The sequence below is a fragment of the Nocardiopsis potens DSM 45234 genome (genome assembly GCF_000341105.1).
GTDB lineage: Bacteria > Actinomycetota > Actinomycetes > Streptosporangiales > Streptosporangiaceae > Nocardiopsis_A > Nocardiopsis_A potens.
Map to the genome: position 1 here is coordinate 1 of NZ_ANBB01000050.1, position 15,975 is coordinate 15,975.

The 15,975-nt window shown below is 74.9% G+C and carries 14 protein-coding genes; 6 read left to right on the forward strand and 8 right to left on the reverse strand.

Annotated elements, in window-relative coordinates; genetic code table 11:
- Positions 1-127 precede the first annotated feature (127 nt).
- Both D459_RS0120585 and D459_RS35095 read right to left on the reverse strand, forming a co-directional pair.
- Positions 128-3,127 (reverse strand): helix-turn-helix transcriptional regulator, encoded by a 3,000-nt coding sequence (locus tag D459_RS0120585; protein ID WP_206540788.1) that lies wholly within the window; start codon positions 3,125-3,127, stop codon positions 128-130.
- An 89-nt stretch (positions 3,128-3,216) separates the two neighbouring features.
- The gene (locus D459_RS35095; RefSeq protein ID WP_026120598.1) at positions 3,217-3,480 is read right to left on the reverse strand and encodes a hypothetical protein; all 264 of its coding nucleotides are present in this window, start codon (positions 3,478-3,480) and stop codon (positions 3,217-3,219) included.
- Between the two features lie 487 nt (positions 3,481-3,967).
- On the opposite strand from D459_RS35095, the gene D459_RS0120595 reads away from it, so the two are divergent.
- Positions 3,968-4,534 (forward strand): hypothetical protein, encoded by a 567-nt coding sequence (locus D459_RS0120595; RefSeq protein ID WP_017594897.1) that lies wholly within the window; start codon positions 3,968-3,970, stop codon positions 4,532-4,534.
- Between the two features lie 48 nt (positions 4,535-4,582).
- On the opposite strand, the gene D459_RS32280 is transcribed toward D459_RS0120595, so the two are convergent.
- Positions 4,583-5,359 carry a hypothetical protein gene (locus D459_RS32280; protein WP_152523060.1) on the reverse strand — a complete coding sequence of 259 codons (777 nt, stop codon included), beginning with the start codon at positions 5,357-5,359 and terminating at the stop codon, positions 4,583-4,585.
- Positions 5,360-5,921: 562 nt separating this feature from the next.
- On the opposite strand from D459_RS32280, the gene D459_RS35100 reads away from it, so the two are divergent.
- The 4 genes from D459_RS35100 (at position 5,922) to D459_RS0120620 (ending at position 9,434) form a co-directional block, all read left to right on the forward strand.
- A complete protein-coding gene (locus D459_RS35100) occupies positions 5,922-6,242 on the forward strand; it encodes a hypothetical protein (protein ID WP_017594899.1) in 321 nt (106 codons plus the stop codon).
- Positions 6,243-6,421: 179 nt separating this feature from the next.
- The gene (locus tag D459_RS35105; protein ID WP_017594900.1) at positions 6,422-6,883 is read left to right on the forward strand and encodes a hypothetical protein; all 462 of its coding nucleotides are present in this window, start codon (positions 6,422-6,424) and stop codon (positions 6,881-6,883) included.
- Positions 6,884-7,167: 284 nt separating this feature from the next.
- Positions 7,168-8,742, forward strand: coding sequence for a polymorphic toxin-type HINT domain-containing protein (locus D459_RS0120615; protein ID WP_026120599.1), 1,575 nt, complete (start codon positions 7,168-7,170; stop codon positions 8,740-8,742).
- 26 nt (positions 8,743-8,768) lie between these two features.
- Positions 8,769-9,434, forward strand: coding sequence for a hypothetical protein (locus D459_RS0120620; protein ID WP_017594901.1), 666 nt, complete (start codon positions 8,769-8,771; stop codon positions 9,432-9,434).
- Between the two features lie 53 nt (positions 9,435-9,487).
- Here D459_RS0120620 and D459_RS0120625 read toward each other — a convergent pair whose 3' ends face one another.
- Positions 9,488-10,651 carry an erythromycin esterase family protein gene (locus D459_RS0120625; RefSeq protein ID WP_017594902.1) on the reverse strand — a complete coding sequence of 388 codons (1,164 nt, stop codon included), beginning with the start codon at positions 10,649-10,651 and terminating at the stop codon, positions 9,488-9,490.
- 90 nt (positions 10,652-10,741) lie between these two features.
- Here D459_RS0120625 and D459_RS0120630 point away from each other — a divergent pair, with 90 nt between their 5' ends.
- On the forward strand, positions 10,742-11,491 hold the full coding sequence (locus D459_RS0120630; protein ID WP_017594903.1) for a TioE family transcriptional regulator: 750 nt from the start codon (positions 10,742-10,744) through the stop codon (positions 11,489-11,491).
- A 21-nt stretch (positions 11,492-11,512) separates the two neighbouring features.
- Here the strand turns inward: D459_RS0120630 and D459_RS0120635 are convergent, their stop codons facing one another.
- The 4 genes from D459_RS0120635 to D459_RS0120650 all read right to left on the reverse strand — a co-directional run bounded on the left by D459_RS0120635 (position 11,513) and on the right by D459_RS0120650 (position 15,975).
- On the reverse strand, positions 11,513-12,445 hold the full coding sequence (locus D459_RS0120635) for an alpha/beta fold hydrolase (protein WP_017594904.1): 933 nt from the start codon (positions 12,443-12,445) through the stop codon (positions 11,513-11,515).
- Between the two features lie 249 nt (positions 12,446-12,694).
- On the reverse strand, positions 12,695-13,780 hold the full coding sequence (locus D459_RS32290) for an alpha/beta hydrolase (protein WP_152523061.1): 1,086 nt from the start codon (positions 13,778-13,780) through the stop codon (positions 12,695-12,697).
- Between the two features lie 333 nt (positions 13,781-14,113).
- Positions 14,114-14,794 carry a response regulator transcription factor gene (locus tag D459_RS0120645; protein ID WP_026120600.1) on the reverse strand — a complete coding sequence of 227 codons (681 nt, stop codon included), beginning with the start codon at positions 14,792-14,794 and terminating at the stop codon, positions 14,114-14,116.
- A complete protein-coding gene (locus tag D459_RS0120650) occupies positions 14,791-15,975 on the reverse strand; it encodes a sensor histidine kinase (protein WP_040710694.1) in 1,185 nt (394 codons plus the stop codon). Before D459_RS0120650 ends, D459_RS0120645 begins: the two co-directional genes overlap by 4 nt.

Sequence of the window (15,975 nt, forward strand, 5' to 3'; positions counted from 1 at the left end):
CATAAACTGCTCACGGCCTGAACGAACCAACCCGGTGTTGCGACGACCCCTAGAAACCGCCGCTCTGATAGGGCCGCAACGTCAAGATCATCGGAGGGAACGGGGCGCCCCGGGCCCCGGGCAGGGGTCAGGAGGCGCCCAGGCGGTGCGCGATGGCGGCGGCCTCGCCCCGGTTCGCGGCGCCCAGCTTGGACAGGATGTTGGAGACGTGCACGCTGGCCGTCTTCGGCGAGATGAACAGCTCCTCCGCGATCTGCCGGTTGCTCCGCCCGGCGGCGACCAGGCGCAGCACGTCCCGCTCCCGGGCGGTCAGCCCCAGCGCCGCGGCCGGGTCCGGCGGCGGGGCCTCCTGCCCGCCGGCCCGCCGCAGCGGGATGCGGGCGCGGGCGGCCAGCGCCGTGATCTCCGTTTCGAGCGGCGCCGCGCCCAGCTCGTGCGCCGCCGAGGCGGCCTGCCGCAGCAGCTCGCCGGCCTCTTCGCGGGAACCGGCGGCGTCCCGGGAGAGCAGCGCCTCCGCCAGCCGGAACCGGGCGACGGCCGGGAGCATCGGGGACTCCAGCGGTTCGGCGGCGGCGACCGCCTCCGCCCACTGCCCGGCGGCGTCCCGGCCCTCGGCGGTGCGCAGCTCGGCCTCGGCCATCAGGGCCTGTGCGGCCCATACGGGCGCGAACCGGGGGAGTTCCGCCATCGCGGCGCGGATCCGCTGCACCGCCGCCGCGCGCCCCGGTTCGGCCGCCGGGAGCCCGGCGGCCCGGGCCTCCGCCGCCGCGGCCTCGTACAGCAGCGGCCAGCCGTAGCGCTGGTGGCCGGGGGCGACGGCCCCGCCGACCGCCGCCTCCAGCAGCGACCGGGCGTCCAGGATCCGGCCGTCGGCGGAGGCCAGCGCGATGCCGATCCGGGCCTGGGGCAGGGTGTGCTGCGGCTCCGGGTACGGGCCGGTGGTGGAGGTGTCGGACTCCTTCAGCCACCGCCGGGCCTCGTCGTGCTCGCCGCGGGCCAGGGCCAGCTCGGCCCGCTGCTCCGCGATGTGCCCCCGGATGCGGGCGCTCGTCCCGCGCCGGCCCTCGGCCCGCTCCAGCGCCGCGCGGGCGTCGTCCCAGCGGCCGAGCTGGAACAGGGACTCGGCGAGGTTGCCGTCGATGAACGAGGCGGTGTCCGGCAGCCCGTGCCGCTCGGCCAGCCGGCCGCCCTTCTCCGCGGTCTCGACGGCCTCGGCGTAGCGGCCGAGGCCGTGCAGCGCCTCGGCCAGGTTGCCGTGGCCGCGCAGGAGGACGTTGGCGTTGTCCGGCTCCGGCTCCCGGTCGCACACCTCGCGGGCCTGTTCGAGCCCGGCCTCCACGTCGCCCTCGTGGATCGTGAGCCAGGCCAGGAGGTGCCGCGCGGTGAGGCCGGTGACCTCGGCGCCGGTCACCCGGCAGAGCTCCACCGCCCGCTCCGCGATCTCGACCGCCGCCGGCCCCGGCCGGTGCACGACGTACCAGTGCGCCGCGTGCGTCATCACCTCGGCGTGCACGGCGGACGGCGGCAGGTCCCGCACCAGCTCCTGCGCGCGGGCGATCTCGTCCCAGCCGTCGGAGCGGGAGAGGTCCAGCATCAGCCGGTGCCGCTCGGTCCAGAACCAGGCCGCGCGGAGGGCGTCCCCGCCGGAGCCCTCCAGTTCGCGCAGCGCCCGCTTGGCGAGGGCCAGCGCCCGCTCCCGCTCCCCGGTGAGGCGCGCGGCGACGGTGAGCGCGGCGAGCAGGTCCGCGAAGTCCCCGGGCGCCTCCGCGGAGGCGACCGGGCACAGGCCGTCGGCGACGGCCCGCCGCATCGCCCCGCGGCGCACCTCTCCGGGGGCGTCGTCCCACAGCTCCACCGCCCGCTCCAGCAGGTGGTACTGCTCGGCGAACGCGTGCCGGGCGCGCGCCGCGCCCGCCGCGCCGACCACCGCGGGCAGCGCCCGGGCCGGGTCGCGGGCGCCGTACCAGTAGTGGGCCAGCCGCCCGGCCCGGTCCTCGGCGCACACCGGCGAGGGGTCGGCCTCCAGCGCCTCGGCGTAGCGGCGGCTGAGCCGGGAGCGCTCGCCGGGCAGCAGGTCGCCGAGGACCGCCTCGCGCATCAGGGCGTGCCGGAAGCGGAACGACTCGGCCTCGTCGGAGGGCTGCAGGACGGCGGCGGTGACGGCGGTGCGCAGCGCCTCGATCAGGTCGTCCTCGGCGAGGCCGGTGACCGCGGCCAGCAGCCGGAACTCCACCTCCGACCCGCCCGCGGCGGCGGCCCGCACCACGGGCTGCACCTCCTCCGGCAGCGCCTCGGCCCGGACCAGCAGCAGGTCGCGCAGGGACTCGCTGATGCCGCCCGGGGAGCCCTCGCGGATGCTGCACGCCAGCTCCTCGACGAAGAACGCGTTGCCCCCGGAGCGCTCGAAGACCCGGTCCACCAGATGGGCGGGCGGCTCCTCGCCGCCGATCGCGGCGAGCTGGCGGCGGACCTCGGCGCGGTCGAAACGGGGCAGTTCGAGCCGGGCGACGGTGCGCAGCCGCTCGTACTCGGCGAGGGCGGGCCGCAGCGGGTGGCGGCGGTGCAGGTCGTCGGCGCGGTAGGTGGCGACGATGAGCAGCCGGCCGCCGGTGAGGGCGCGCAGCAGGTAGCTGAGCAGGTCGCGGGTGGAGCGGTCGGCCCAGTGCAGGTCCTCCAGGACCAGGACGAGGGGCCGGTCCGCGGCGAGGCGCTCCAGGAGGCGGGCGGTGAGCTCGAAGAGCCGGGCGCGGTCGCCGCTCTCGGGGCGGCCTCGGTCCATCTCGCCGAGCTCGGGCAGCAGCCGGGCCAGCTCGCCCTCCTGGCCGTCGACGGCGGTGCGGAACTCCGCGCCGAGCCGCCGGTGCAGGGAGCGCAGGGCGGTGGAGACGGGGTGGTACGGCAGGGCGTCGGCGCCGGACTCGATGCAGCCGCCGAGCGCGGTGACCGCCCCGCCCTCGGCGGCCCGGTGGAGGAACTCCCGGATCAGCCGGGTCTTGCCGACCCCGGCCTCACCGCCGACGAAGAGGGCGCGGGGCTCCCCGGCGTCCGCCTGGGACAGGGCGTCGCGGAGGGCGGCCAGTTCGGCGTCGCGGCCGACGAGGACCGGGCTTATGTGGCTGCTGTGCACGCCGCCCAGCATCGCACGCCGCCCGGCGCCGCCCCCGGTGCGGGGAGGGCGGCCGGGCCCGGCGCGCGCCGGGCCCGGCCGCGCATCGATCACGCTCTGGACACCCGCATCAGGTTCATCTTGGGGGGATTGCTGGTGACGCAGAAGTATTTGTACCGCTTCTGAAAGGTGTTGTAGCTCTTCATCTTGGAGAGGCAGGCCCACTCGGCGATGTCCTTCTCCACCACCACCGTGTCGTTCGGAGGGCCGGCCGGGACCACGGCGGCCCCCGCGGGCGACGCCGCGACCAGGGCGCCGGACAGCGCCCCTGCGGTCAGCATGAACGCGGTCATCCCTTTCAAGGTGCGCTTCATTCGGGGCCTTCCTTTTCGTTCTCCGGTTCTCCGCCGTCGGCGATCCTGGGTCGGCGGCATTTCCCTGTTTCCGTTCCGGGGTCGGAACCCGGAACGGGTGCGGAAGAATTCACCGCCTGGGAAGTTGATCTTCACGGTAGCCGTGGACAATCGCGGCGGCAAACCTTCCGGGGGCGGTTCCGGTGTCCCGTCCGGCCGGTGAAGGGTCTCGGTGAGGCGTCGGCGACCTGCGGCTTCTCTCTTCCGAAAAAAGGACGACGCCGTTCAGCTGCGATTTTCGATCTCCGTTTAAAGACCCTGATCGCGCCCGCTGTTTCTGCTTCTTCTGCATTTCCTGTGAACTGCGGCACATCCCCTGCGGCTCCGGGGCTGCGGCCGGGGCGTTTCCGGGACGGGGCGCCGGATGGCCGGCGCGCTTCCGGGTAGGGACGCGGTACGCCCCGCCCCCCGACCCCGGGCGCCGCCCGGGAGGAGCCAGGAGTCCGCCGTGCCCCGGGAGAACATCGTCCCGTTCCTCGTGCTGGTCGTGCTGCCGTGGGCGGTCGCGGCGGCCGTCGTCGCCGGCGCCGTGGCGGGCAACGCGTGGATCGTCCAGAGGATCTACTTCCCCGAGGAGCACCCCTGGGAGTACAGCGGGCGCGCCGAAGCGGTCGTGATCGGCCGGGAGGAGCGGGGCGGCGGAGGGCCGGCCCCGCCCGCGGTCACGGTGTACGTGGAGTACGAACCCGAGGGGCGCGGCCCGGTCTCCGGCGCCGAGCTGCGCGGCGACGACGCCATGGCCTACCTGGAGGGCGACGCCCTCATCGTCGCCTACCACCCGGATTCGCCCGAGATCCCGTTCACCCTGGGCGCCCTCGAGCGGCCGGGGCCGGTGACGGAGGTCGGCGCGGTCGCCTCCGCCCTGCTCTTCGGCGCGCTGGCCTGCTGGGTCGCCCCCGCCTGGGCCGCCGAGGTCTCCGACCTGAGGACGCGGTGGTGGACGCGCCGCCTGCCCGGGAGGCGCGGCGGGGCCGAGAGGGGCCGGAGCGGCCCCGGCGGCCCGCGCGGCCGCTGAACGGGGCGGCGGGGCGGGCGGCCGCTCCGCCCGCCCCGCCGCCCGGGGTCAGCCCGCCGCCGCCAGCGTGACGGCGATCAGCAGGGAGGCGGTGACGCACACGGCCGAGAGGAGGACCGCGACGAGGAACGGGCGGGCCTGCACCCCGCCCACCCGCGACGTCGCGGCGGCGGTGCGCGGGTCCGGGTGGAGCAGCAGGTCCGGACGGTACGCCGCCACCTGCCCGGCGACCTGGCGGACGCTCTCCGCCATCTGCGGAGAGGGGGAGCCCAAGCGGACGAAGAACGGCGGCAGCGCCCGGCCGAAGTCCGCCGACTCCTCCCGGGGCGTGGCGTGGCCGGCGGCGTAGTCCGGCAGCCCGTCCGCCGGCCGGTGCAGGAAGACGTCGAGCACCTGGCCCGGGACGGTCCTTTTGCCCCTCGGGACGTAGGCGGACCGGAGCATGACCAGGGCGATCGAGTCCCACGGCAGGAGGGCCCGGCGGCCCGGCCGCCACCAGGCGCGGTGCTCGGCGAGCTCGATGCCGGCGGGCCCCACGGCGGCCTCGCAGCGGGCCAGCGCGCGGGGGAGCCGGGACAGGGCGTAGCCGAGCAGGCCGAGCAGCAGGACCGCGGCCAGGCCGAGCGTGACCAGTGCCCATGCGGGCAGTTCGGCGGGGCGCAGCTCGGTGACGGGCGGCGCCGCGGTGCCGTCGCCGTCTTCGGACGGGAGGACGCCCATCAGCAGGAAGGCGAGGACCGGAGCGACGGTGGCCAGGGCCGACGCGATCACGGTGCCCATGCGGGTCGGGTCCGGTCGTCTCAGCGGTACGGTCTGCGTGTACATCTGTCCTGTTCGGTGGTCACCGCTCCCGCGCCCGAGGCGGTGCCGAGGGACGGGGAGGAGCGGGCCCGCGCGGGCCCGCCCCTCCCCGGTCGACCTCCGCCGAACGCAGGTGCGAAATGGGGATGGACGGCGGAGGCGCCTTGGTGCGGAGCCCGGGGCCGCGGCCCGTCGAGACTCCGGACGGTGATCGTCCCGCGCTGCGGGCGCACGGGGCAACGTCTTTCGATCTCCATGGAAAGACCCCGGTCGGAGCGGACGCGGTCGGCCCGCGAGGAGCATCGGCCGCCGCCGCGCGACGGCCCGCCCGCGGGGGCCGCCGACTGCGGGAGCCCCGCCCGCAGGGTGCCGTCCGCCCGCGGAGTGCCGCCCGGCCCCGCCGCCGGCGGAGGTCCCCCGCCCGGTGCGGCCGGTCCTCCCCAGGGCCGCCCCGGGCCGGCGAGCCCGGCATACCCCCTCGAACCGGAACGGCCCGGCGCGGCAGTTCCGCCGAGAAGCGGGCGCCCGCGCGGACATGCGGATAGGGTCACCCCATTCGGCTTCCCCTACCGAATGAGGTCGCGACGTGACGCACTGGCACTCCCTGGTCGTATCCGTGCCCGACGACGGCTCCACCGGCGTCCTGGTCGGGTTCTACGAACCGCGGACGCAGGTCGACGCCTGGCGCTCGCTCTACGGGGTGCTGACCGGCGTCGGGGCGATGGACGCCGCGGCGGTGTGGGCCGAGCACGAGGGCGCCGTCCCGGTCGTCCTGAGCGGCCCGGCCGAGCTCTACCACCACATGGTCGCCGAGTGCTCCGGCGACTGCGACCGGAGCATCGCGGCGAGGATCCGCCGCGAACTGGGAGAGGACTTCATCTACACCCTGAAGTCCCAGGCGGGCTGAGCCCGCGGCCGGAACCGGCCGCCGCCGGCGGAGGCGCCGGTGGGAGGCGGAACGCGTTTCCCCGGGGCCGGTCGAGCGCCTGGTTTCCGACAGACGGCTCTCCTCATCCCCGATACGGTTGTCCTCATTCTCGAAACCGCTGCGGCGGCCTCGCCCGAGGAACGGGGAAGGGGAACCGGATGGACGTCTCCCAGCTCGCGATGGAAGGTGCGAGCGTGCTCGTGCAGAGCATGCTCACCGACCTGTGGCAGGGGGTGCGCCCCCGCTTCGCCGCCCTGTTCGGCAAGGGGGAGGACACCGTCGGCGAGGAGCTGGAGCAGGTGCGCGCCGAGATCGACGAGGGCGAGACCGAGCCCGAGGACGTCGAGCAGGAGTGGGCCGCCCGGCTGCGCCGGGTGCTCAAGAACGACCCGGAGGCCGCCGAGGCGCTGCGGGCCATCATCGACGAGGCCGCCCCGCGCGAGCGCCCCTCCTACAGCAGCGTGAACACGGTCACCGGTGGCAGCCACGAGAACCTGACGCAGATCGGGTACGTGGGCGGCAACAGCTATGTCGGCGACCACGTCGACATGCGCGGCATCCGCGCCCAGCGCGATGCGATCGGCAAGCGGTACGACCGCGGCCCCCACCGCGAGGACTGAGCGCGGACCGAGGCAGAGCCCGGATGAGCGGGGCCGGGCGGCCCTGACCGCATCCGGCCGGGCGGGGCTCCTCCCGCACCTGTTCCCGAAAGGGCAGGTCCGGCGCGTGTACCGGGCGAGTGAAACCGGTCATAGGCCCCTGGCCGGGCGCAATTGGGCCCCAGGGCTCTATGGGGCCCGGCGCCTTCCTCGATACGGTCGACTGCTCTCCTGTGGGTTCGAGCGGCTCGGCAGGCCCCACCGGGAGCATCGGTGTCCGGTATGCGATCAGGAGGGCCTGCGCGATGCGCTGGGTGTGGAGGGCCGAGGCCGGCGGGTTCAAACTCGAGTACGCGGCCCTGGTGCTGCTGATCGCGACCCTGGTGACCGCGGTGTTCGCGTTCGGCCTGCCGTCCGATGTGCAGCGCCTCTACGCCATCGGCCTCTGCCGGGTCGCCGGCGACGAGGGCTGCGAGGAGATCGAGGGCGGCGGCTCGGACCAGGGCTCGCCCGGGGAAGAGGAGACCGGGAACCCCGGCGGCCCCGACGAGGGGGCGCCGGGCGAGGAGGGCGCCGAGCCGAGCGCGGGCCCCAGCGCCTCCCCCGGCGAGGGCGGCGAGAACGGCGAGGACTGGGTCAACCCGGCCGACGCGATCCTGGCCCAGTACGACCCGGTGGCGGCCCAGGACTACGCGGACGCGGAGGCCGATCTCGCGCAGGCGGAGCAGGACCTGGAGGAGTCCGGCTACGACGAGGTCTACGACGAGCTGATCAACCTGGTCGGCGACATCATCGGCTACAACGACGCCAAGGCCTGCCTCACCGAGGGCGACATCATGGCCTGCCTGTGGACCGTCGTCGGCTTCACCCCCTGGGGCAAGGGCGCCAAGCTGGTCAAGAACGCCTCCAAGATCATCAAGCTGTGGAACCGCTTCCGCAAGGCCAAGAAGGCCAAGGAGGCGGCCGAGCGGGCCGTGTCCACCGCGCAGGCCAAGCTGGACGAGCTGGTCTCGAAGGTCACCTCGTCCTGCAAGATCAGCAGCTTCCTGCCGTGCACCGAGGTCCTCATGGCCGACGGCGGCACCAAGGCCATCTCGCAGGTCGAGGTCGGCGACCTGGTGATGTCGGAGGATCCGGTCACCGGGGAGCGAGCGCCCCAGCCGGTGACCGCGGTCATCGGCTCCTACGGCGACAAGGAGCTCGTCTCCCTCGGCTTCCGCGACTGGAGCGGCGGGATCACCGGGGTCGGCGCCCTGACCGCCACCGGCGGCCACCCCTTCTGGATCGAGGACGAGCAGCGCTGGAAGGAGGCCCGCGAACTCGTCCCCGGCGACGAGGTGATCGGCCCCGGCGGGGAGCGGTCGTGGGTGACCTCCACCAGCACCGAGCAGCGCCCGCAGCAGGTCAACAACCTGAGCGTGGCGAACTTCCACACCTACTACGTCTGGACCGGCTCCGGTGCGGCGCTCGTCCACAACTGCAAGCTCAAGGAGCTCAACGGGCCGGGGCGGCCGTTCCAGACCCCGAAGGGCCTGATCTTCCGGGACCGCTACTACAACGACACGGGGCAGAACCAGCACGCTCTCCAGCACGTCCTGGAGCACAGCTCGGACAACTCGCCCAAGGCGATCGACCGGATGAAGAACGGGCGGCCCCACACCAAGTTCAAGCAGGACGGGAACGCGCTGCAGACCCTCAACGACGCCTGGGGCAAGCGGAAGAAGAAGGACGTCAGGAAGTCGACCCACAACGGCAAGACGACCTACTGGATCCCGATGGGCAAGGCGATCGGCGATGATGGGGAGGAGATCGTCAAGATCGTCGTGGAGAAGGGCAACGAGGTCGTCACCGCCTTCCCGGTGAAGAAGATGGGCGACTGAACCGGTAGAGAGGCGGAGAGGAGCCGATGCAGCGCTGCAACGAGTGCGGAAACCTCGACCTCGGGAAGACGTGCGCGGAGCGCACCGGCGAGTGCCTGTGGACGTGCTACGAGTGCGGGTCCCTCTGGCGGGACGGGGAGGACCTGGTGGGGCCCGCCTCCGGGGACACCAACTCCTATGTGCCCCCGCCCGGCGGGGCGGCGCTGACGGAGTTCGTCAACGTCCCGGTCCCCCCGCACGAGCGCATGAACTACCCCAAGGCGGTCCGCGCGATGGCGGACCTGGTGTCCGTGGGCTTCTACGGGCCGGTCATGCTCGGCATGCCCGCGGGCGAGGCCGCCGACCTGCTCGGCGACGGCGATGACGGGGACGCGCCGCCGGCGGGGGAGCACTGGGCGCCTGAGAAAGGCCCGCTGCGGGTCAGGATCGCCGCCGGGGAGGTCGCCGAGATCGACATCGCCCCGCCCGGCGGCCCGATGCCGCTGCCCGGAGGCCTGCGCCCGGGGGCCGACCTGTCCCTGATCAACATCTCCCTGGCCGAAGAGGCCATCGCCGAGGCCGAGGGCTCCTTCGAGAAGAACGGGGAGTTCATGGGGGCCGTGCGCATCGGCTTCCGGACCCCGGAGACCACCGGTGAGCTGGACTTCTTCCGCTACCGCATGACCCGCGCCCGCGTCCGCCGGGCAGGCTGAGGCGGGACCCGCGGGGCCGGACCCGAAGGCCCGGCCCGCGCGGGCCCGGCGGGTCAGCCCCGGGCGGCCTCGGCGGCGGCCGGGCCGTCGGGGATGTGCAGGACCGCGTCGGCGGAGTCCAGGATCTCCCGGTCCAGGGGGAAGTAGCCCTGCTCCTGGACCTGGTCGGTGCGGGTGCGGGCGGAGTCCGGGGCGGTCGGCCCGGTCAGGACCCAGGGGGCGGTTTCGGCGGTGCCGGTCAGGTGGGCCTCGAAGGTGCCCGGCGCCGGGTCGCCGAGCCCGATCGTGTCGCTGCGGCCCAGGCTGCAGGCGATGAAGACGTACTCCTCACCGGTCAGGGACGCGACGATGGCGCCGGCGCCGGACCAGGCGAGCCGCTCGCCGGCCATCGCCATGCCGCTCGGGCTCCGCTTCAGGTGCAGGTTGTGCGCGAAGACCAGGGTCGGGCCGCGCTCCGCCTCGGCGGTGCGGATGTCGAGGAGGTTCTGCGCCATGAGCGCGTCCCGGGTGGACGCCAGGAGGTTCAGCCGCGGGCCCAGGTCGAGCCGGCGCGCCGCCTGCCTGTGGTAGCGGAGCAGGTCCAGGCCGGCGGTCAGCCGCGTCCTGGCCCGGAGCCACGCGGGGCGCGACGTCGCCGCGATCAGCTCCGGCGCGCGGGCGTAGAGCGAGACGAGCATGTCGTCGGCGACCGCCCGCAGCCGCTCGGCCTCGGGCGTCGCGCCGGGCGAGGCGGCCGGGTCCAGGATCGCCTCGGTGCGGCTCCACCGCTCGTCGCCGCCGATCAGGCCGGCGATGTCGAGGTCGAGCCCCAGGTAGTCGCGGGCGTGTTCGAGGTGGCTCCGCGGGCTGGGCGCCTCGGTGGTCTCCATCGGGCCGTCGAAGCCGTGGAAGGACAGCCGCTCCTCCGCCGGGCGGTCCCGGTTGTACTCGCGCATCCAGGCGACCAGCGCCCGGTTGGCCTCGAGTTTCCCGAAGCCGTGCGAGAAGCCCGCGGCCATCACCGCGTCGAGGTCGCCGGCGCCCTCCCGGACGTGGTCGTCCACGGCGAGCGCGGCCGCCCGGTCGGTCTCCATGGCGATCGACCGGAAGCCGAGGCCGGCCAGCCGGGCGAACAGCCCGTTGCGGACCCAGCCGAAGGAGGGTTCCAGATGCGTCGGCTCGCCGAGTGCCAGCAGGCCGCGGGAGGCGGGGATCAGGTCCTGGATTTCCTGGTTCATGCCTCTCAAGCGTATCCTTGAAAGAACGGTTGAGACTTGCGCCGCCCTGGCCGAGCATTCCTGCTGCAAAGCCTCAAACGGGGGATCACCTTGCGACCTTCCGACCTCGCCCGCGGGCACGGCATATCGGCCCAGGCGGTCCGCAACTACGAGCGGGACGGCTTCCTTCCGCCCGCCGAGCGCACCCGCAGCGGCTACCGGGTCTACACCGAGCTGCACGCGGCCGCGCTCCGCGCCTACCTGGCCCTCGTCCCGGCGCACGGCTACCCCACCGCCAACCTGGTCATGCGGGCCCTGCACGACGGCGCGGTGGACGACGCCCTGACCGCCCTCGACCGCGGGCACGGCCTGCTCCTCCGCGACCGGGAGACCCTCGACGCGGTGCGCAGGGCGCTGGACCACCTGACGGCGGCACCGGAGCCCGGGCCCGCTCCGGGGCGGGCGGCCGGCCCGGGCCCCCGCACCATCGGCGAACTCGCCCACCGGCTCGGCGTCACCGCGGCGACCCTGCGCAGCTGGGAGGAGGCCGGGATCCTCGCCCCCGAGCGGGACCCGGCCACCGGCTTCCGCGTCTTCCGCGCGGCCGACGTCCGCGACGCCGAACTCGCCCACCTGCTGCGGCGCGGCGGCTACCTGCTCGACCACATCTCCGCCGTGGTCCGGCAGATCCGCACGGCGGGCGGCACCGACGCGCTGGCCGCCTCCCTGGCCGACTGGCAGCGGAAGCTGACCGGCCGCGGCCGCGCCATGCTGAGCGCGGCCGCGCGGCTCGACGAGTACCTCGGCATGCTCGACGGGCGGCGGGCCGCGGAGGAGCGGCCGGGGCCGGCCCCCGGCTGAGCGGCCCCGGAAGGGCGCGGGTCAGCCCTCGGCGGCCTGGTCGGTGACGCGCCGGACGGCCTCGGCGGCGACGTCGGGCTGGTCGGTGTGGATGTAGTGGCCGCTCTCCTCGGCGGTGCTGAGCTCGCCGGCACTGGAGAGCCCGCGCCACTTCTCCTGGCCCTCGGCCCAGACCCGCTCCAGCTCGTCGCCGTATTCGGGGATCTCGCCGAGGTAGGGGACGCCGTGCTGGATGATCTGCACCGGGATGTCCCCGGCGGAGCGGACCTCCGGGTCGCTCTCGATGGTGATCTTCTCCGGGTTCTCGCCCTGGAACACCGCGAGGTTCTGCGCGCGGACCTCGGCGCCCTCGCCGGTGGCCGACTCGGGGATCACCTCGGTGATGTCGTCGATCATCGTGGGCGAGGTGGCGTCCAGCAGCACCAGGCCCGCGACCCGGTCCCGGTGGTCGGGGGCGTAGCGGGCGGCGATCAGCCCGCCCAGCGAGTGGCCGACCAGGACGGCGGGGCCGTCGGGGGAGACGTCGTCGAGGACGGCGGTCAGCACCTCCCCGGCGTCGGCGATGCTCTGCGGGCCGTCCGGCGCGTCGCTCTTCCCCTCGCCGGGCCGGTCGTAGGAGCAGACCCGGTCCTCTCCGCTCAGGGTCTTCTGCAGGTCGGCCATGGTGTCCAGGCCGTCGCCCATGCCGGCCATCAGCAGCACGACCGGCCGCCCGTCGGCCGGGGCGCCGGAGCAGGAGACGTTGACGGACGCGCCGTCGACGTCGAGGCTCTTCTCCCCGGTGAACAGCTCCCCGTCGGTCGCCACCTCTTCGGCGGCGGACTCCAGGTCGGTCCTGACCTCGTCCAGGCCGGCGCCGACATCGTCGGAGACCGCCCCGCATCCGGCGAGCACCGGGCCGGCCACGGTGCAGCAGATCGCGGTCAGAGCGGTCGCCCGGGTGGTGCGGGACATGGCTGCCTCCAGGAAGAGAAGCGGATCGGGGAAGGACCGGGGAAGCGGACGGCGCGGCCGGAGAGGCGGAGAAGCGGAAGGGCGCCCCCGCCGAAGGGCGGACGCCGCGGCCGGGGAAAACGCTACGGACCCGGCGCCCGGAGGTCGTCACCGCGCAGTGGACACCTGCCTGTCGCTCGCACGGGGGACAAGGCCGGGCGCCGCCCGCCCGAGGGGCGCGGCAGCGGCCCCGGCCCGTCCGGGCCGGAGTCACCGCTCGAAGACCTCGGCGGTGAACTCGAGGGCGGCCGGCATCTGGTCCTCGATGACCCCCGGGCCGTGTCCGCCGCCCTCGACGACGGTGAGGTCGGCCGGGTGCCCGGCATCGGTGAGCGCCTTGTGCAGCTCCTCCGACTGCTGGTGGGGAACGACGCAGTCGGCGTCGCCCGCGGCGATGCTGACCGGCGGGATTCCGTCCGCGGTCGGGATGTAGGTCATGGGGTCGGCCTGCTCCACCTCGTCCGGAAGTGTGCTCGGGCGGCCGCCGAGCCAGATGCCCTCGGGAGAGTCCGCCAGATCGTGCTCGAGCGGCCCGCCCTCGCACTGCTCCGGGGTGTCGGCGGCGAACTGCGGGTCCGCCGCGGCGAAGTCGTACATCCCGTACCAGGCGACGGCGCCCTGCACGGCGCTGGACACCCCGGCGTTGCCGAGGCCCTCGTCGTCGAACACGGTCTCCTGGTCTCCGGTGATCGCGAGCAGCGCGGACATGTAGCCGCCCGCGGACTCGCCCCAGGAGAGGAACCTGTCGGGGTCGAGGCGGTAGGCATCGGCGTTGGCCCGCAGCCACCGGACCGCCGCCTTGACGTCCTGAGCGCCGGCCGGGAACTCGGCCTCGCAGCTCAGCCGGTAGTTGACGGTGGCCACGGCGTACCCCTCGTCGAGCAGCGGCCCGGCCAGCATCGCAGCGGACTGGTCCTTGTCGCCCGCGATGAAGCCGCCCCCGTGGACGGCGATGACCAGGGGCGTCTCGCCGGAGGCGTCCGGGGGCAGGTAGAGGTCGAGCTTCTGGGCGGGGGAGGTCTCGGCGTAGGCGACGTCCTCGTGCGTCGCCGGAGGGGGCGGGGCCGCGGCCGTGGACGGCTGCGGGGGAGCGCCCGCGGGCATGTCGGGCCTCCCCTGGTCGTCGCAGGTGAGCATGGGCGGCGTCGCGGGGGTCGGGGCGGCGGCCTCCCCGGGGCCGCTCGCGGATCCGCCGCCGCACGCAGTGGCCAGGAGGACGGTGCAGGCGGCCGCGCCGGCCACCGCGGCGCGGAGCGCGCCGGGACCGCGGTGCCGCGGAGAGCGGACGGAAGGCATGAGGTTCACGATCACCCAATCGTTTCGCGGGCGGAGAATGCTGTTCCGGCGGATGCGGGCACACCTCCGGACGACACCGGCGGAGCCCGCCTCCCGCGGTGCCGCCGGGCCCGGTGCGGACCGGACCGGGGCCTGCGCGGCGGGTTCGCCCGCCCGTACGGAGAAAGAGGAGGCCGAATGCGCCCGCCGCGCCCCGTGTCCGGCGGCCGGGGAGGCGTCACCGCTGCCGACAGCATCGGACGGCGGGGTCCGAATCCGCGTCGTCCGCGCGCGGTGACCGGCGCCTACTGCGATCGCAGTACGCCGCGGCGGCCGTCCTCGGCGCGGACCCCGCTACGGTGCGGGGTCGCCGGCGCGGACCAGCCCGGCCTGATAGGCGATCACCACCAGGTGGGCGCGGTCGCGCGCGCCCAGCTTGCCCATCGCCCTGTTGGTGTGCGTCTTCGCGGTGAAAGGCGAGATGAAGAGCGTTTCGGCGATCTGCTCGGTGCTCATCCCCTGGCCGAGAAGGGCGACGACCTCCCGCTCCCGCTCGGTGAGTGCGGAGAGCCTCCCGTCCGAGGCGGCCGCCGAGGCCGCCATGGGAGTGGCCAGGTAGCGCTCGATCAGGCTGCGGGTGGCCCGGGGGGACAGCAGCGCCCCGCCCGCGGCCACGCTGCGGACCGCGTCCAGCAGCCCGCGCGGCCCCACGTCCTTGCCGAGGAAGCCGACCGCCCCGGCGCGCAGGCCGGCCAGCATGTTCTCCTCCGCATCGAAGGTCGTCAGGATGACCACCCGCACCCTGTGCAATGCCGGGTCGCCGGTGATCCGCTCGGCCGCGCGGATGCCGTCCAGCCCGGGCATCCGGATGTCCATCAGCACGACGTCGGGTACGAGGCGCCGCACCGCGTCCACGGCCTCGTCCCCCGTCGCGGCCTCCCCGGCGACCTCGATGTCGGCCTCGGGGCCGATGACGGCGGCGAACCCCGCGCGGATCAGGGGCTGGTCATCGGCGATGAGCACGCGAATCGTCATGTCCGGCCGCCTTCCCCCGCCGGGACGGCGACCCGGACCGCGAACCGCCCGCCGGCCTCGGGCCCGGCCGACAGGGTGCCGCCGATGAGCGCCGCCCGCTCCCGCATGCCGGTCAGGCCGTGCCCTCCGCCCGCTTCCCCCGCCGGCGGCTCCCGGCGCACGTCGTTGCAGACCTCGACGGTCAGACCGCCGGTGTCCTGCCCGGTCGTCAGCGAGACGGCCCCCGTCCCGTGCCGGGCCGCGTTGGTCAGGGCCTCCTGAACGATCCGGTAGACGTGCACCCCGACATGGCCGGGAACGCGCAGATCGGAGCCGTACTCCCGCCAGACGACGCGGGTGCCGCCGGCGCGCACCTCCGCCACCAGCCGGTGGATGTCGGCGACCCCCGGCGCCGGGGGGTCGATGGAGGAGTGCGCCTCGGTGCGCAGCAGCCCCACCATGCCGTTCATCTCCTGCAGCGCCTCACCGCAGGCCGCGCGGACCTGCGCCAGTGCGCCTCTGGCCGCCGCCGGGTCGGCCTCGCCCAGGTGCTCGGCCACGCCGGCCTGGACGCTGACCACGGCGATCTTGTGGGCGACGGAGTCGTGCAGTTCGCGGGAGATGCGCAGCCGCTCCTCCGCGACGAGCCGCCGCGCCTTCTCGTCCCGGTTCGCCTCCGCCTGCTCGGCGCGTTCCACGGCCGCGGCGGCCATGGCGCGGTGGCCGCGCACGGCGTCCCCCAGGACGACGGCCAGACCGCACCAGGAGACGTTCAGGTAGGCCACCGTGCCCAGCGCCTCGAACCCGCCTCCCCCGATGGCCGCGGGCAGCACGACCGCCGACGACACGACCGCGGCGGCGAAGGCCCACCGGCGGTCGCCGAAGGACGCCGACGCGTACAGCGCGGCCAAGAGGGCGGGCGCCAGGCGCCAGGTGCCCCCTCCGAGAAGGAGCGAGTCGGCGAGGGCGAGTACGGCCACGACCAGCCATACCGCCCCCGGCCGGCTGCGGCGCAGCAGCAGCGCCGCGGCGCCGGCCGCCAGCAGGGGCACCTCGGCCGGAACGAGCGGCCGGGAGAAGTTCCAGCCTTGCGGATCGGGCAGCGGCGGCGGCTCGACCAGGACCGACCCGGCGAAGACCGCGAGCACCACTCCCAGGTCGACCAGGCGCGGGTGCCGCCTCGACCAGCCGGCCACCGCCAT